Source organism: Streptomyces sp. XM83C (assembly GCF_023072675.1).
Classification (GTDB): Bacteria; Actinomycetota; Actinomycetes; order Streptomycetales; family Streptomycetaceae; genus Streptomyces; species Streptomyces thermocoprophilus.
The window spans coordinates 1-15,678 of record NZ_JALLGL010000147.1 but is presented as its reverse complement, the minus strand read 5'-3'; the positions used below and the strand labels follow the sequence as shown (position 1 = coordinate 15,678).

Genomic DNA, 15,678 nt, shown 5'->3' with positions numbered 1-15,678 from the left:
GGGCGGCGCCGGGGGTGCGGGGCCGCCGTCCGGGTGGCGGGCGGTCCCCTGCGCGAGGAGGCACAGAGGAACCGCCCGATACAGAGGCGGACCCCCCGCGCGGGCATGAGGAACCGCTGAAGGCCCGCCGGAAGCGTCCCGGAGCCGCCGTCCCGGCGGCGGGCCCTGCGCACGAGACACAGAGGAACCCCCGGTGCGGAGGCGGAGCCCCCGCGCGAGGCGTGGGGGACCGCTGAAGGCCCGGCGGGGGGGTGGCGCCGGGCCTTCGGTCAGAGCGTGCGCAGGAGTACGGCCGGCTGTTCGACGCAGTCGGCGACGTACCGCAGGAAGCCGCCCGCCGTGCCGCCGTCGCACACCCGGTGGTCGAAGGTGAGGGACAGCTGGACGACCTGGCGGACGGCCAGTTCGCCCTCGTGCACCCACGGCTTGGGGACGATACGGCCGACGCCGAGCATCGCGGCCTCGGGGTGGTTGATGATCGGCGTGGAGCCGTCCACGCCGAACACCCCGTAGTTGTTCAGCGTGAAGGTCCCGCCGGTCAGTTCGGCCGGGGTGAGCCGGCCCTCCCGCGCGGCCTCCGTGAGCCGGGCGAACTCGGCGGTCAGCGACTCGGCGTCACGGGCGTGCGCGTCCCGCACCACCGGCACGACCAGACCGCGGTCGGTCTGCGCGGCGAACCCGAGGTGCACCTGGTCGAGCTGGACGACCTCACGGGCATCGGTGTCGACGTAGGAGTTCAGCTCGGGGAAACGGGCCAGCGCGGCCGTGCAGATCCGGGCCAGCAGCGCCAGCAGGGAGATCTTCGGCCCCCCGGCGGCGTTCATCGCGGCCCTCGCCCGCATCAGTTCCGTCGCGTCGGCATCCACCCAGCAGGTGGCGTCCGGGATCTCGCTGCGGCTGCGGGACAGCTTGTCGGCGACGGCACCCCGCACGCCCTTGAGCGGGACGCGGACCCCGCCGGCGGGGGCGGAGGACGGCCGGGCCGCGGCGGCGGCCGGCTGGGGCGCCGGGCGCGCGGCGGGCTGTGCGGCCGGGGCTGCGGGCGACGCGACGGCGGTGCCGGTCTGCGCGGCGCGCAGCGCCTGTTCCACGTCCGCGCGCAGGATCAGCCCGTCGGGGCCGGAACCGCGCAGCGCGCGCAGGTCCAGTCCGTTCTCGCGGGCGAGGCGCCGCACGAGCGGCGAGATCACCGGGACGGGTCCCTCACCGTGTGCGCCGCCGGCGGTGGGCGCCGCGGCGACGGACGCGGCGGGAACCGCGCTCCTGCGGCGGGCCGGGGCCGTGGTCGCCCCGGCGCTGTCGTGCGCCGGGCCGGCGGCCGGGGCGCCGGACGTCAGCGCCGTGGGCCGGACACGGCGGCGCCGGGCCGGGGGCGCGCCCGTGCCGTAGCCGACGAGGACATTGCCGGAGCCCTCCGCCGAACCGTCACCGCCGGAGGACGAGCCCGCACCGCCGGTGGAGCCCTCACCGCCGGAGGGCGAGCCGGTGCCGCTCGCCGCCCCGCCGGAGGAGGCCGGTTCACCGACCGCCACGGTCAGCAGGGGCGCCCCGACGGGCAGTTCCTCGCCCTCCTCGCCGAAGCGGGCGGTGACGACACCGCCGTACGGGCAGGGCACCTCGACCATCGCCTTGGCCGTCTCGACCTCGACGACCGGCTGGTCGATGGCGACGACGTCACCGACCTGCACCAGCCAGCGCACGATCTCCGCCTCGGTGAGCCCCTCACCGAGGTCGGGCAGCTTGAACTCCAGCACCTGTGCCATCAGCTCTCGGCCTCCCACTGGAGACGCGCCACCGCGTCCAGGATGCGGTCGACGCCGGGCAGATGGTGCCGCTCCAGCATCGGCGGCGGGTACGGGACATCGAACCCGGCGACGCGCAGCACGGGCGCCTCCAGGTGGTGGAAGCAGCGCTCGGTGATCCGGGCCGCGATCTCACCGCCGGGCCCGCCGAAGCCACCGGACTCGTGGACGACGACGGCGCGTCCCGTGCGCCGGACCGACGCGCACACCGTCTCGTCGTCGAACGGCACCAGGGAGCGCAGGTCGACGACCTCCAGGTCCCAGCCCTCGGCCCGGGCGGCCTCGGCGGCCTCCAGGCAGACCTGCACGGACGGGCCGTACGTGATCAGGGTGGCGCTGCGGCCGGTGCGGCGCACCACCGCCCGCCCGATCGGCTCGACCTGGGTCGGCTCGTCCGGGTTCCAGGAGTCCTTCGACCAGTACAGGCGCTTCGGCTCCAGGAAGACCACGGGGTCGTCGGAGGCGATGGACGCGCGCAGCAGGCCGTAGGCGTCGGCGACGGTCGCGGGCGTGACGACATGGAGCCCCGGAGTCGCCATGTAGTACGCCTCGGAGGAGTCGCTGTGGTGCTCGACGCCGCCGATGCCGCCGCCGTAGGGCACGCGGATGGTGATCGGCAGGGGCATCTTGCCGCGGGTGCGGTTGCGCATCTTCGCGACGTGGGAGACGAGCTGCTCGAACGCCGGGTAGGCGAACGCGTCGAACTGCATCTCCACGACCGGACGCAGCCCGTACATGGCCATGCCGACGGCGGTGCCGAGGATGCCGGCCTCGGCGAGCGGGGTGTCCGTGCAGCGGTCCTCGCCGAACTCCTCGGCGAGTCCGTCCGTGATGCGGAAGACGCCGCCGAGGGTGCCGACGTCCTCGCCCATCACATGCACGGCGGGGTCGGCGGCCATCGCGTCGCGCAGGGCGCGGGTGAGCGCCTGCGCCATGGTGGCCGGCTTGACGGCGACGGTCGTCATCCCTGGGTCCCTTCCTGCTCGGCCTCCAGCTCGGCGCGCAACTGGTCCCGCTGCTCGCGCAGTTGCGGGGTGGGCTCGGCGTAGACGTGGGTGAACAGGTCCATCGGGTCGAGGACCGGGTCCTGGTTCATGCGCTCGCGCAGCCCGGCGGCGAACGTCTCGGCCTCCTCGCGGGCGGCGGCGATACCGGCGTCGTCGATCAGGCCGCGCTCGGTCAGCTCGCGCTCCAGCAGCAGGATCGGGTCGTGGTCGCGCCAGGCGTCGACCTCGGCGGAGCCGCGGTAGCGGGTGGCGTCGTCGGCGTTGGTGTGGGCGTCGACGCGGTAGGTGATGGCCTCCACCAGGGTGGGCCCGCCACCGGCACGCGCGCGTCGTACGGCGTCGGAGAGGACCTCGTGCACAGCTGCGGCGTCGTTGCCGTCGACCAGGCGGCCCGGCATGCCGTATCCGACGGCCTTGTGGGCGAGGGAGGGCGCGGCGGTCTGCTTGGCGAGCGGCACGGAGATCGCGAAGCCGTTGTTCTGCACGAGGAAGACGACCGGAGCCTGCCATACGGCGGCGAAGTTCAGCGCCTCGTGGAAGTCGCCCTCGCTGGTGCCGCCGTCGCCGACCATGGCGAGCGCGACGACGTCGTCGCCCTTGAGGCGGGCGGCGTGCGCGAGACCGACGGCGTGCGGGAGCTGCGTGGCGAGGGGGGTGCTGAGGGGGGCCACCCGGTGCTCGTACGGGTCGTACCCGGTGTGCCAGTCGCCGCGCAGCAGCGTGAGCGCCTCGACCGGGTCGACGCCGCGTGCGACGACGGCGAGGGTGTCGCGGTAGCTGGGGAAGAGCCAGTCCTGTTCCTTCAGCGCCAGCGCGGCGGCGACCTCACAGGCCTCCTGGCCGGTGCTGGAGGGGTAGACGGCGAGGCGTCCCTGCTTGGTGAGAGCCGTGGCCTGCGCGTTGTAGCGGCGGCCACGCACCAGCTGGGTGTACAGCGTGCGCAGCAGAGCGGGGTCCGCCTTGGCCGCCGCCTCGGTGCCGAGGACGCGGTGGGGCTCGGTGTCGGGCAGCAGCGGCGCGGGGTCCGTACGCGGCTGCCAGGCCGGCGGCGGCGCGGGCTTGTACGCGCCGCGCTGCTCCATGACCGTCATGACGGCACACCTCCTGGTGGGAGCGGCTGAAGGCGCAGCGTCTGTGATGCGCCCCACCTACCGATTGTTCGGTCGTCGGCACATTTTGGCTACAGGCAGCCCCAGGCTGTGGACAAACGGTTCTCCACAGCCTGAAATGAATGCAGGTCGTCCATGGCGGAGAGGCGGGGGGACATGGCATCTGAACAAATGGCCGACGGCCCGGACGGCGGCGCCCCGCTGCCCGCACCGCGTCCGCTGGACGCGATCGACGAGGACATCCTGCGGATGCTCCAGGCGGACGGCCGCGCGTCGATACGGTCGGTGGCCGAACGGGTGCATGTCTCCCGCGCCAACGCCTACGCACGTATCAACCGTCTCATCGAGGACGGCGTCATCCGCGGCTTCAGCGCCCGCGTCGACCACGAACGCGCCGGCCAGGGCACCTCCGCCTACATCACCCTGAAGATCGTCCAGAACTCCTGGCGCACGGTCCGCGAACAGCTGCGCCGGCTCCCGGGCGCCAGCCATATCGCCCTGGTCGGCGGCGACTTCGACGTCCTGCTCCTCGTCCATACCAGCGACAACCGCGCCCTGCGCGAACTGGTCCTCACCCGCCTTCAGGCCATCCCGGAGGTCCTCAGCACCCGCACCCTCCTGGTCTTCGAGGAGGAGGACCTGGAACCCCAGGGCTGACACCGGCCACCACACCGGCCGGATTTCGGCGCTGAGGCCGGAAACACTGATGCCATGGGTTCGTCCCTGTATGGGTACGCACACGGTCCCCGTCGCTCAGATGACGAAGAGAAACCCGCCGCAGCTCCAAGTGAGCGTCATCTCCGGCTGCTACGAGGCCCCGGAGGGCGAGGAACTTCCCCTCTCCTGAGCCGGTTGGATCGTGCCGCATCGGGGTGCGGTGTCTTCTCGGCCGACCCGGGCGGGGTCTGGTGCGTGCAGCTGCAAGCCGCGGGGACACGCGGCCCCGGGGGTCGGCAGGACACCCGCCGCCGGTTCGCGCCGGTACGGCCGTGCCGACCGGGCCGCGTTCGAAGGCTGCCGGGGCCGGCAGGTCCGGTCCGCGCCGCCCCACGAGCTCCCCGCCCTCGCGGGATTCAGCGGTCCACTCCCCACCGCCACAGCAGCTCCCCGCCCTCCGGGACCGCTGTCCAGCGGGCGGCGGCTGCGTCGAGGCGGGGGCCTGTTCTGGCGAGGGCGGCCTCGTCGATGGGGGCGCGGCCGACGGCGCGGCCTTCGGCGGGGAGGCCGCGCCAGACGCGGTAGGCCCAGTTCACGCTCATCTCGGCGGCCATCACGGCGTCGCCGCCGCGGCGCAGCACCTTCAGGCCGGAGCGGCGGTGGCGGGTCGGGGTGAGGAACTCGAAGCCCTGGAAGGTGGCGCCGCGGGCCATGGCGCCCCAGAAGCCGTCGTCGATGCCGAGGGCGGTCTCGACGACCGCGTGGACCAGGTCGTGCGGCATCGTCGGGCCGACGGGCTGGGCAGGCAGACGGACGTCCGGTCCCTTGCGTCCGCGGACGAGGACCTCGTGCTGGTTGTCCGGCAGCTTCCGGAATGAGATCTCCATCAGGAGCGAGGGTAGGCGCCGCCGGCCTCGCCGCCCAGCGAATTCTTTCGCGGGCGGCGGCCGTCAGCTCCCGTCGCCGCCCCGGCGCAGTCCGCCGAAGACCAGGCGGGCGACCGCCTCGGCGACCTCGCGTTCGCTCATGCCGCGGACGTCGGGCCGGTACCACTCCACGATCGAGTTGATCATGCCGAAGACCAGGCGGGTGGCGAGCCGTACCTCCACGTCCTCGCGCACGTCCCCGTCGGCCGCGGCGGCCTTCAGCAGCTCGGCCACGCGGTGGTCGAACTCGCGGCGCCGCTCCAGTGCCCACCGCTCGGTCTGGGTGTTGCCGCGCACCCTCAGCAGCAGCGTCACGTACGGCAGTTCGGCGATGAGGACCTCGACCATGCGGCGTACGACGTACTCCAGGCGGTCGGCGGCGCGGCCCACGCGCGCGTGCTCCTCGTCGAGGATCGCGAACAGCCCGTCGAGCGCGCGGCTGACGGCCCGCCGCAGCAGTTCCTCCTTGCCGGAGACATGGTGGTAGATCGACGACTTGGAGATGCCGGCGGCCTTCGACAGGTGCTCCATGGAGGTGCCGTCGTAGCCGCGCTCGTTGAAGACCTGCACGGCGACGGAGAGCAGCGTCTCCGGGGTGTACGTGTCGCGCTTGACTGTGGTCATGAGCCGGAGCCCTCCCGCTTGTCGGAGGCGTAGGCGTGACGGTACAGCGCCAGGGACGGCGCGTAGCGGCCGGACGGGTCCCGCAGGTGCAGGTCGTCGAGGAGTTCGTAGGCCCAGGTGCGGCCGAGCCTGCGGCTCCATTCGAACGGGCCGAGCGGGTAGTTGACGCCGAGCCGCATCGCGGTGTCGATGTCCTCCTCGGTGGCCACGCCCTTGGCGACGGCGTCGTGCGCGAGGTCGACGATCCGGGCGACCGTGCGGGCGACGATCATGCCGGGGACGTCGCCGATGACGCTGACGTCCTTGCCGAGCGCCTGGAAGAAACCGGTGGCCTCGGCGAGGGTCTGCGCCGAGGTGTCCTGGGAGGCGGACAGGGCGATACGGGTGGCGCGCCGGTAGTCCAGGGCGAGGTCGAAGTAGACGACGTCGCGGAACTCCACGGAGGTCTGCCCGTCGGCGAGGACGAGCTGGCCGCCGCTGGGCAGCACCAGCCGGGTGCCGTTGTCCTCGTCCTCCTCGCGGACCTGGATACCGGCCTCGCGGGCCATGGCGAGCAGCTCGCCCGCCGGTCCGAGGCCGCCCTCGGCGACCACATGGGACGGCGGCCGGCGTTTCTCCGCGGTGTGCGGTTCGGGGCGCTCCGCGCCGTCGCGGTAGTCGTACCAGCCCTGGCCGGTCTTGCGGCCGAGCCGGCCGGACTCCACCAGGCGCCGCTGGGCGAGCGACGGGGAGAACCGCACGTCCCGGAAGAAGGACTCCCACACCGAGTGGGTCACGGACTCGTTGACGTCCTGCCCGATCAGGTCGGTCAGCTCGAACGCGCCCATCCGGAAGCCGCCCGACTCGCGCAGCACGGCGTCGATGGTGGCGGGGTCGGCGCCCTGCGCCTCGTAGACGGCGAATGCCTCCGCGTAGAAGGGCCGGGCGATGCGGTTGACGATGAAGCCGGGGGTGTCGGCGCAGGCGACCGGCGTCTTGCCCCAGGCACGCGCGGTCTCGTACGCGCGCGTGGCGGAGGTGACGTCGGTGGCGAACCCGGAGACCACCTCGACCAGCGGCAGCAGCGGCGCCGGGTTGAAGAAGTGCAGTCCGACGAAACGGCCGGGGTGGCGCAGGGCGCCGCCGATCGCGGTGACCGACAGGGAGGAGGTGTTGGTGGCGAGGAGGCAGTCCTCGGAGACGATGCCCTCCAGCTCGCGGAACAGCTCCTGCTTGACGTCCAGCCGCTCCAGGACGGCCTCGACGACCAGCGCGCAGTCGGCCAGGTCGGTGAGGGATCCGGCGGGGGTCAGGCGGGCGCGGGCGGCGTCCCGGTCGGCGGCGGTGAGCCGGTCCTTCTCGACGAGCCGGTCGAGGCGGGCGCCGATCGCGTCGGCCGCCTCACGGGCCCGCCCGGGCACGGCGTCGTACAGCCGTACGGGATGACCGGCGACCAGCGCGACCTGGGCGATGCCCTGGCCCATGGTGCCGGTGCCGACGACGGCCACGGGGCTGCTGAGGTCGAGTGCTGTCATGTCCGCGATCCTCCCGCACGGGGTTTTCCACAGATGCGGCAGGCCCCCTTGTCCCGACCGATCGTTCGGTTACTCTAACTCTGACTTGCTTTTCCTGCCCATGTTTCGCCCAGGTCCCGGACTCGACGGAGAGTTCAGGCAACGAGGAGTTGGTCCCGCATGGCCGCCGAACTGACCGCCCACGAGCTGATCGCCAAGCACCGGCCCACCCTCGACCAGGCGCTGGAGACGATCCGCACCCGCGCGTACTGGTCGCCGCACCCCGAGCACCCCAAGGCCTACGGGGAGAACGGCAGCCTGGACGCGGCAGCGGGCAAGGCCGCGTTCGACGCGCTGCTCGGCACCCGCATCGACCTGGGCCAGCCCGGCACCGACGGCTGGGTGGGCGGCGAGGTGTCGCCGTACGGCATCGAGCTGGGCGTGGAGTATCCGCACGCCGATCTCGATGTGCTGCTGCCGGCCATGCGCGCCGGTCAGAAGGCCTGGCGGGACGCGGGCGCGGAGATCCGCGCCGTGGTCTGCCTGGAGATCCTGAAGCGGATCAGCGACCGCACCCACGAGTTCGCGCACGCCGTCATGCACACCTCCGGCCAGGCGTTCATGATGGCGTTCCAGGCGGGCGGCCCGCACGCGCAGGACCGCGGTCTGGAGGCGGTGGCGTACGCGTACGTGGAGCAGGTCCGCACCCCCGACAGCGCCGAGTGGACCAAGCCGCAGGGCAAGCGCGACCCGCTCGCGCTGACCAAGCGGTTCACGCCGGTGCCGCGCGGCATCGGCCTGGTCATCGGCTGCAACACGTTCCCGACGTGGAACGGCTACCCGGGCCTGTTCGCCTCCCTCGCCACCGGCAACGCGGTCGTGGTCAAGCCGCACCCGCGCGCGGTGCTGCCGCTCGCGCTGACCGTGCGCATCGCCCGCCAGGTCCTCACCGAGGCCGGGTTCGACGCGAACCTGGTCGCGCTCGCCGCGGAGCGGCCCGGCGAGGGCATCGCGAAGACGCTCGCCACCCGCCCCGAGATCCGGATCATCGACTACACCGGCTCCACCGCGTTCGGCGACTGGCTGGAGGCCAACGCCCGGCAGGCCCAGGTGTACACGGAGAAGGCCGGTGTGAACACGGTCGTCGTCCACTCCACGGACGACTACAAGGGCATGCTGTCCAATCTGGCGTTCTCGCTGTCGCTGTACAGCGGCCAGATGTGCACCACGCCGCAGAACCTGCTGATCCCCCGCGACGGCATCGACACCGACCAGGGCGCGAAGACCTTCGACGAGGTCGCCGCCGACCTGGCCCGCGCCGTGGACGGTCTGCTCGGCGACGACGCCCGCGCCAACGCCCTGCTCGGCGCGATCGTCAACCCTGACGTCAAGGCCCGCCTGGAGGCCGCCGCCGGGCTCGGCGAGGTCGCCCTCGCCTCCCGCGAGGTCACCAACCCGGAGTTCCCGAAGGCCGTCGTCCGCACGCCCGTGATCGTCAAGCTGGACGGCTCCAAGCCGGACGCCGAGGCCGCGTACATGAGCGAGTGCTTCGGCCCGGTCTCCTTCGCCGTGGCCGTCGACTCCGCCGCCGACGCGGTGGAGCTGCTGCGGCGCACGGTCCGTGAGAAGGGCGCGATGACCGTCGGCGCGTACACGACCGACCCCGAGGTCGAGCAGGCCGTGGAGGAGGTCTGCCTGGAGGAGGCGGCCCAGCTGTCCCTCAACCTCACCGGCGGGGTGTACGTGAACCAGACCGCCGCCTTCTCCGACTTCCACGGCTCGGGCGGCAACCCGGCGGCCAACGCCGCGCTGTGCGACGGCGCGTTCGTCGCCAACCGCTTCCGCGTGGTGGAGGTACGCCGGGAGGCGTGAGCCACGGGTGCGAGGGGCCACGCCGGAAGGCGTGAGCACCCTGGGTCCGGGCCCGGCCGCCGGAGCGGCGCGCCGGGCCCCCGTCAGGCCTCCGGGGCACCCAGCGCTTCCGGGGCCTCCGGGGCCTCCAGCGCGTCCGGGGCCCCCGGCCCGCGCCCCCGCCCCAGGCTCCAGTGGTACAGCGTCATCGCGACGCTGGTCGCCAGGTTGTAGCTGGAGACCTGCGGGCGCATCGGCAGCGCCAGCAGATGGTCGGCCCTCGCCCGCAGCTCGGCGGTCAGCCCGCTGCGCTCGCTGCCGAACGCCAGCAGCGCGTCGTCCGGCAGCTCCACCCCCCGGATGTCCTCGCCCTCGGGGTCCAGCGCGAACACCGGACCCGGCGGCAGCCCCGCCACGTCCAGCCGCTCCACCGCCGTCGCGAAGTGCAGCCCGGCACCGCCGCGCACCACCGTGGGATGCCACGGGTCGAGCGTGCCCGTGGTGACCACGCCGGTCGCCCCGAAACCGGCCGCGAGGCGGATCACCGCGCCCGCGTTGCCGAGGTTGCGCGGCTGGTCCAGCACGACGACCGGCGCCGTGCGCGGCAGCCGCCGCAGCCGCTCCAGCGCCGCCTCGCGCGACGGCCGTACGGCGAGCGCCGCGACCCCGGTCGGATGCGGGCGCGGCACCAGCGCGGCGTACACGGCCTGCGGCACCTCGGTCAGCAGCGCCTCCAGCGGCCCGCGCACATCGGGCGCCAGCTCGCCGGCGAGGGCGAGCGCCGCGCCCCGGTCGACGGCGACCGCCACCGGCACCTCGGCTCCGAAGCGCAGGGCGTGTTTGAGGGCGTGGAAGCCGTCCAGCAGCACCGCGCTCCCCGCGAGGCGCCGCCAGTGGGTCGACGGGTCGGTCATGCCGTGCAGCCTAGGTGTGTCCGGCCTGGGCAGTGCTGCCGACCTGTGGCTGCTCGGCCGGTGCCGGGCGGCGCGGACCGGGCACCTCGGCCTTGCCGCAGGGCCGGGGGAAGAGACGGCCACGCGCGCGTGCCGCCCACACACCCAGGCGGCGCAGGAACGACGTCGGCAGGAACACCGCGTCCGCGGTGATCATCGCCAGCGAGAAGAACGGCAGCCCGAGGATCACCGCGATCGCGGCGTGCTCCACCATCATCATCACGAGCAGCACGTTCTTCACCCGCCGGTTGAACAGGGTGAACGGGAACGCGACCTGCGCGGCGACCGTGCCGTACGTCACCAGCATCACCATGATGCCGCTCGCCGCGAGCAGATCGCCGAGCGACGGCCAGGGCGAGAAGTAGTCCAGGTGGAGCGGGTAGTACACGGCGGTGCCGTCCTGCCAGCGGGAGCCCTGGATCTTGTACCAACCGGCCGTGGCGTAGATCAGACAGGCCTCCGTCATGATCACCAGCAGGGCGGCGTTGTGCAGGAGGTTGCCGATCACGTCGAGCAGGATGCGCGGCTGCTCGGCCCGGCGGGAGCGGCTCACCAGCCACCACAGGGCCTGCGCCGCCCACGCCGCCCACAGCAGGGACGGCACGAGCCACTCCTGCCCGTCGAACCGACCCAGCGCCGTCGCCGCCGCCAGCACCACCCCGGCCGCCGCCCACAGCGCGGGCCCGGCCCGGTCCACGACCAGCTCGCCTTGCGCGCGTGCCGCGTCCTGCCGGCGCGCGCGGCGGGCGTCCAGCGACCACACCTGACCGCAGCGCGTGAAGACCAGGTAGATCGACATCAGGTGCAGCACGTTGTCGCCGCCGTCGCCCATGAAGACGCTGCGGTTCTGGAGGGACAGCACCCCGACCATGAACAGCACCGACGCCGTACGGGTGCGCCAGCCCAGCGCCAGCATCGCGGAGGCGACGACGGCGAGGGCGTACACCGTCTCGAACCACAGACGGCTGTCGGACCACATCAGCACGGTGAACGCGTGGTTCATGCCGATCAGCTGCTGGGCCAGGTCCCAGCTCCACGGGCCGTCGGGGCCGTACAGCTCCGAGCGGTGCGGGAACTCCCGCAGCAGGAACAGCAGCCAGGTCGTCGCGAAACCGATGCGGATCACGGCCGACTGATAGGGGGCGCGGGCCGCCTCGGTGACGCGGGCTATGGCCGTGGAGAACGCGAGAGCGAACCGGTTCACCGCGCACCTCCGGCGGCCTCGGTACGGGCGGACCCGGCGGCCTCGCTACGGGCGGACCCGGCGACGTCGTCGCGGGCGGACCCGACGGCCTGGGTCCGGTCGGCACCGGCGCCGTCCTCGGCGGGGACGGACCACCAGGGCATCGTCCGGTACACCGGCTTCAGAGAGATCTGCTCACTGCTCCACGAGGGCGGCGGCACGGCCGTCGTACGGGAGCGGACCTGGACCTGCTCCACGGTCCCGCCGGGGCCCGCCGCGCCGTCGCGCTCCAGGCGCAGCACCACGATCCGGCGCAGATACGTCTCGGAGAGGGTGCCGCGCACGCCCACCGGGCGGCCGTCGGAGTCGTGCGTGTTGGTGAAGTAGTCGAAGGCGCGGCGCAGCTCGTTCTGCTGCGTGTGGCTCGGCACCGGATTGTGGTCGATGGCGCGGCCGTCCTCGGCGGACAGGTCGTACCAGCCGGTGGTGCGTATCTCGCCCTTCGCGGTGCGCACCTGGGCGCGGACCTCGACCGCGATGTTCTGCTGGAGCGGGTTCGGCGCGAACAGTTTCCAGTTCTGCTCGAACTCCGGGTACATCCAGTCGTCGACGGCCTCGCCGTGCGCCTTGGTGATCGTGTTCGACGGGGCGACGTGCAGGAACACCATGCCCAGGTGCACGCACACCGTGATCGCCACGAGGGCCAGCGCCACGGCGGCCCCGACCTGGTAGCGCGGGGAGAGCGCGGCGACCCCCGTACGGGGCGGGGCCGGCGGTGCGGGCGGCGGCGGGGGCGCCCCGTCCGGTGCGACGCCTTCCGGTTCCGGGCCGGACGCGGGGCCCGGTCCGGGGGTCTTTGCGCCTCCGCTCTGCGTGCCGTGCCCGCCGTACGCGTCCATTCCGCCCCGTTCCCCGATTCCGGTCTCGTCTCTGCGCACCGCACGGTACTCAGCCTCACCCGTCCGGGGCACCCCCGGGCCCGGCCACGACGCGCTCCGGGGCCGCATCCGGCAGGTACGGCGGAACGGCGCGTGCAGGGAGCGCGGCGAGCGGGCGGAGGCAGAGGCGGCCGGCTCCCTACAGGACGTGCCCGGGCTGGCCGTCGTCGGTCACCACGGGACGCCCCGTGGCCTGCCACACCTGCATGCCGCCGTCCACGTTCACCGCGTCGATGCCCTGCTGCACGAGGTACATCGTGACCTGCGCGGACCGGCCGCCCGACCGGCAGATCACATGGACCCGCCCGTCCTGCGGCGCCGCCTCGGTCAGCTCCCCGTACCGGGCGACGAACTCGCTGATCGGGATGTGCAGCGCCCCCTCGGCGTGCCCCGCCCGCCACTCGTCGTCCTCCCGGACGTCCAGCAGAAAGGCGTCGTCCTTGATGTCGTCGACCGCGACCGTGGGCACTCCAGCTCCGAAAACCATGCCCCCGACGCTACCGGACGCCCCAGAGGACCCGGCGCGGCGCGACCGGCCCCCGGACTTTGCCCCCAGGCTCTACGCCTGCCCCTCCGGCTCCGTCCCGGCGGGCGCGGCCTGTACGGCACCCCCGTCGGCGTCGGCCGGTACGGCTGCCTGCGCGTCCTGCTCGCCCCGCGCGGCCGGCTCGGCCAGCTCGGCCAGCTCGGCCTCCTTCGCGGCGACGTCGGCGAGCAGCTTGTCCCCGATCTCCTCCAGCAGCCGGTCGGGGTCGTCCGGGGCGAGCCGCAGCATGGACCCGATCGCGCTCTCCTCCAGCTCCCGCTGGACGGCGGTGAGCAGCTCCTTGCGCTGGGCCAGCCACTCCAGCCGCGCGTACAGCTCCTCGGCGGGCGTCGGCCCGGCCTCCTTCGGCGCGGGCCCGGCGGCCCACTGCTCCGTCAGCTCCCGCAGCTCCGCCTCGTCACCGCGGGCGTAGGCGACGTTGACGCGGGCCATGAACTCCTCGCGCCGCTTGCGCTCGCCGTCGTCCTGCGCCAGGTCGGGATGGGCCTTGCGGGCCAGCTCCCGGTACAGCTTGCGGGCCTCCTCGCTGGGCCGGACCCGCTCGGGCGGCCGTACCGGCTGCTCGGTGAGCATCGCCGCGGCCTCCGGGAAGAGGCCGTCGCCGTCCATCCAGCCGTGGAACAGCTCCTCGACCTCGGGCATCGGCAGCAGCCGGGCGCGCAGCTCCCGCGCCCGGCGCAGATCCTCCGGGTCGCCGGTGCGGGCGGCCCTGGCCTCGGCGATCTGTGCGTCCAGCTCCTCCAGCCGGGCATACATCGGGCCGAGTTTCTGGTGGTGCAGCCGGGAGAAGTTCTCCACCTCGACGCGGAACGTCTCCACGGCTATCTCGTACTCGATGAGCGCCTGCTCGGCGGCGCGTACGGCCCGCTCCAGCCGCTCCTCGGGCCGCGCCCGCTCACTGTCCGGGGTCGTCATCCGATCAGCCTAAGCCCCCGTCGGGCCGGTCCGGCAAGCTCGCCGCCCGGCCCGCACACGCATCCGGCGCACGGCCGCCGCCGTCCACCGGACCCGGCCGCCGTCAGACGCCTTCCTCGGCCGCGATCCGCCCCTCCCGCACCGCCTTCACCAGGTCCGCGTGGTCGGCCTCGGTACGGTCGGCGTAGGCGACAGCGAACGCGGCGACGGCCTCGTCCAGCTCGTCGTTCTTGCCGACGTACCCGGCGATCACGCGGGGGTCGGCGCTGTGGGAGTGGGCGCGGGCCAGCAGGGCGCCGGTCATCCGGCCGTAGTCGTCGATCTGGTCGGCGGCGAGCGCGGCCGGGTCCACGCTGCCCTTGCGGTTGCGGAACTGCCGCACCTGGTAGGGGCGCCCCTCGACGCTGGTCCAGCCGAGCAAGGTGTCGCTGACGACCTGCATGCGCTGCTGCCCGAGGACCACGCGGCGCCCCTCGTGCCCGGCGGGCGGCACGTCGAAGCCGGCGGCGGCCAGATGCGGTACGAGCGCCGACGGGCGGGCCTCCTTCACCTGGAGGACGAGCGGCTTGCCGCGGTGGTCGAGCAGCAGCACCACGTACGAGCGGGTGCCGACGCTGCCGGTGCCGACGACCCGGAACGCCACGTCGTGCACGGCGTACCGGGCGAGCAGCGGCAGCCGGTCCTCCGGGAGGGTGCCGACGTAGTCCGCGAGGGACGCGGCGACGGCCTCGGCCTCCGCGTCGGGCACCCGGCGCAGCACCGGCGGCGCCTCGGCGAAGCGGCGCCCGCCGTCCTCGGTGCGCTCGGTCGATCTGGCCGCGAACCGTCCGCTGGTGTTGGCCCGCGCCTTCGCCGCGACCCGCTGGAGGGTGCCGACCAGGTCATGCGCGTCGGCGTGGGAGACCAGCTCCTCGTCGGCGATGGCGTTCCACGCGTCCAGCGCGGGCAGCTTGGCCAGCAGCCGCATGGTGTGCCGGTAGGCGCCGACCGCGTCGTACGCCGCCGCCCGGCAGGTGTCCTCGTCGGCGCCCGCCTCGCGGCCGGCGAGGACGAGGGAGGTGGCGAGCCGCTTGAGGTCCCACTCCCAGGGGCCCGGCACGGTCTCGTCGAAGTCGTTCAGGTCGATGACGAGGCCGCCGCGCGCGTCGCCGTACAGCCCGAAGTTGGCGGCGTGCGCGTCACCGCAGATCTGCGCGCGGACACCCGTCACGGGCGTACGGGCCAGGTCGTACGCCATGAGCCCGGCCGAGCCGCGCAGGAACGCGAACGGTGAGGCCGCCATGCGCCCGACGCGGATCGGTGTCAGCTCGGACAGCCGGCCCTGGTTGGACTCCTCGACGGAGGTGACGGCGTCGGGCCGCGCGTCGGCGGCCTCGAACACGGCGTGCGCCGACCGGGGCACCCGCTCCCGCAGCGCCTTGCCCTCCCGCTTCCCGGAACCCCCGGCGCCCGGCTCCGCGAAGCCGGGTATCCGCGGCAGACGCCGCGAGCGCGGCCCGCCCCGCCCGTGCTCCGGGGCCGCCGTGCCGTCCACGGCACCCGGTCCGGCCGTCACGGCCACGCCCTCGGGTTCCCCGCCCACGGTCGTCACCGTCTCGGTCATCTCGCCACCCCCGGCCTCACCCCGGCACCGACCCCGCCCCGCCACGTCCCCCGCCCGCTCCGGGCGCCCG

Annotated in this window: 14 protein-coding genes; 2 read left to right on the top strand and 12 right to left on the bottom strand. The window is 73.8% G+C overall.

What is annotated here, in order from left to right:
- Positions 1-269 precede the first annotated feature (269 nt).
- The 3 genes from MTQ10_RS17775 to pdhA are packed head-to-tail and all read right to left on the bottom strand — an operon-like array spanning position 270 to position 3,900.
- A complete protein-coding gene (locus tag MTQ10_RS17775; RefSeq protein ID WP_247469214.1) occupies positions 270-1,763 on the bottom strand; it encodes a dihydrolipoamide acetyltransferase family protein in 1,494 nt (497 codons plus the stop codon).
- A complete protein-coding gene (locus MTQ10_RS17770; protein WP_247469212.1) occupies positions 1,763-2,767 on the bottom strand; it encodes an alpha-ketoacid dehydrogenase subunit beta in 1,005 nt (334 codons plus the stop codon). The genes MTQ10_RS17775 and MTQ10_RS17770 overlap by 1 nt, the downstream gene beginning before the upstream one ends.
- A complete protein-coding gene (gene pdhA / locus MTQ10_RS17765) occupies positions 2,764-3,900 on the bottom strand; it encodes a pyruvate dehydrogenase (acetyl-transferring) E1 component subunit alpha (protein WP_247469210.1) in 1,137 nt (378 codons plus the stop codon). Before pdhA ends, MTQ10_RS17770 begins: the two co-directional genes overlap by 4 nt.
- 189 nt (positions 3,901-4,089) lie before the next feature.
- Here pdhA and MTQ10_RS17760 point away from each other — a divergent pair, with 189 nt between their 5' ends.
- Positions 4,090-4,575: an Lrp/AsnC family transcriptional regulator gene (locus MTQ10_RS17760; protein WP_247469218.1), complete on the top strand. Its 486-nt coding sequence runs from the start codon at positions 4,090-4,092 to the stop codon at positions 4,573-4,575.
- 416 nt (positions 4,576-4,991) lie between these two features.
- Here the strand turns inward: MTQ10_RS17760 and MTQ10_RS17755 are convergent, their stop codons facing one another.
- The 3 genes from MTQ10_RS17755 to MTQ10_RS17745 all read right to left on the bottom strand — a co-directional run bounded on the left by MTQ10_RS17755 (position 4,992) and on the right by MTQ10_RS17745 (position 7,639).
- The gene (locus tag MTQ10_RS17755) at positions 4,992-5,462 is read right to left on the bottom strand and encodes a hypothetical protein (RefSeq protein WP_247469208.1); all 471 of its coding nucleotides are present in this window, start codon (positions 5,460-5,462) and stop codon (positions 4,992-4,994) included.
- Positions 5,463-5,525: 63 nt separating this feature from the next.
- Positions 5,526-6,125, bottom strand: coding sequence for a TetR/AcrR family transcriptional regulator (locus MTQ10_RS17750; RefSeq protein ID WP_247469206.1), 600 nt, complete (start codon positions 6,123-6,125; stop codon positions 5,526-5,528).
- The gene (locus tag MTQ10_RS17745; RefSeq protein ID WP_247469204.1) at positions 6,122-7,639 is read right to left on the bottom strand and encodes a 3-hydroxyacyl-CoA dehydrogenase; all 1,518 of its coding nucleotides are present in this window, start codon (positions 7,637-7,639) and stop codon (positions 6,122-6,124) included. The genes MTQ10_RS17750 and MTQ10_RS17745 overlap by 4 nt, the downstream gene beginning before the upstream one ends.
- Before the next feature lie 159 nt (positions 7,640-7,798).
- Between MTQ10_RS17745 and paaN the strand changes: the two genes are divergently transcribed.
- A complete protein-coding gene (gene paaN, locus MTQ10_RS17740; protein WP_247469203.1) occupies positions 7,799-9,490 on the top strand; it encodes a phenylacetic acid degradation protein PaaN in 1,692 nt (563 codons plus the stop codon).
- 83 nt (positions 9,491-9,573) lie between these two features.
- On the opposite strand, the gene MTQ10_RS17735 is transcribed toward paaN, so the two are convergent.
- From MTQ10_RS17735 to MTQ10_RS17710, 6 genes are all read right to left on the bottom strand, one after another.
- A complete protein-coding gene (locus MTQ10_RS17735) occupies positions 9,574-10,383 on the bottom strand; it encodes a TrmH family RNA methyltransferase (RefSeq protein ID WP_247469200.1) in 810 nt (269 codons plus the stop codon).
- Between the two features lie 10 nt (positions 10,384-10,393).
- Positions 10,394-11,626 (bottom strand): HTTM domain-containing protein, encoded by a 1,233-nt coding sequence (locus MTQ10_RS17730; RefSeq protein WP_247469198.1) that lies wholly within the window; start codon positions 11,624-11,626, stop codon positions 10,394-10,396.
- Positions 11,623-12,504: a DUF5819 family protein gene (locus MTQ10_RS17725; protein ID WP_247469196.1), complete on the bottom strand. Its 882-nt coding sequence runs from the start codon at positions 12,502-12,504 to the stop codon at positions 11,623-11,625. The genes MTQ10_RS17730 and MTQ10_RS17725 overlap by 4 nt, the downstream gene beginning before the upstream one ends.
- 178 nt (positions 12,505-12,682) lie before the next feature.
- Complete coding sequence (locus tag MTQ10_RS17720) at positions 12,683-13,012, bottom strand: rhodanese-like domain-containing protein (protein ID WP_247469216.1); 330 nt, start codon at positions 13,010-13,012, stop codon at positions 12,683-12,685.
- Positions 13,013-13,102: 90 nt separating this feature from the next.
- A complete protein-coding gene (locus MTQ10_RS17715; protein WP_247469194.1) occupies positions 13,103-14,005 on the bottom strand; it encodes a J domain-containing protein in 903 nt (300 codons plus the stop codon).
- 103 nt (positions 14,006-14,108) lie between these two features.
- Positions 14,109-15,608 (bottom strand): DUF2252 domain-containing protein, encoded by a 1,500-nt coding sequence (locus MTQ10_RS17710; RefSeq protein WP_247469191.1) that lies wholly within the window; start codon positions 15,606-15,608, stop codon positions 14,109-14,111.
- Positions 15,609-15,678: the final 70 nt, after the last annotated feature.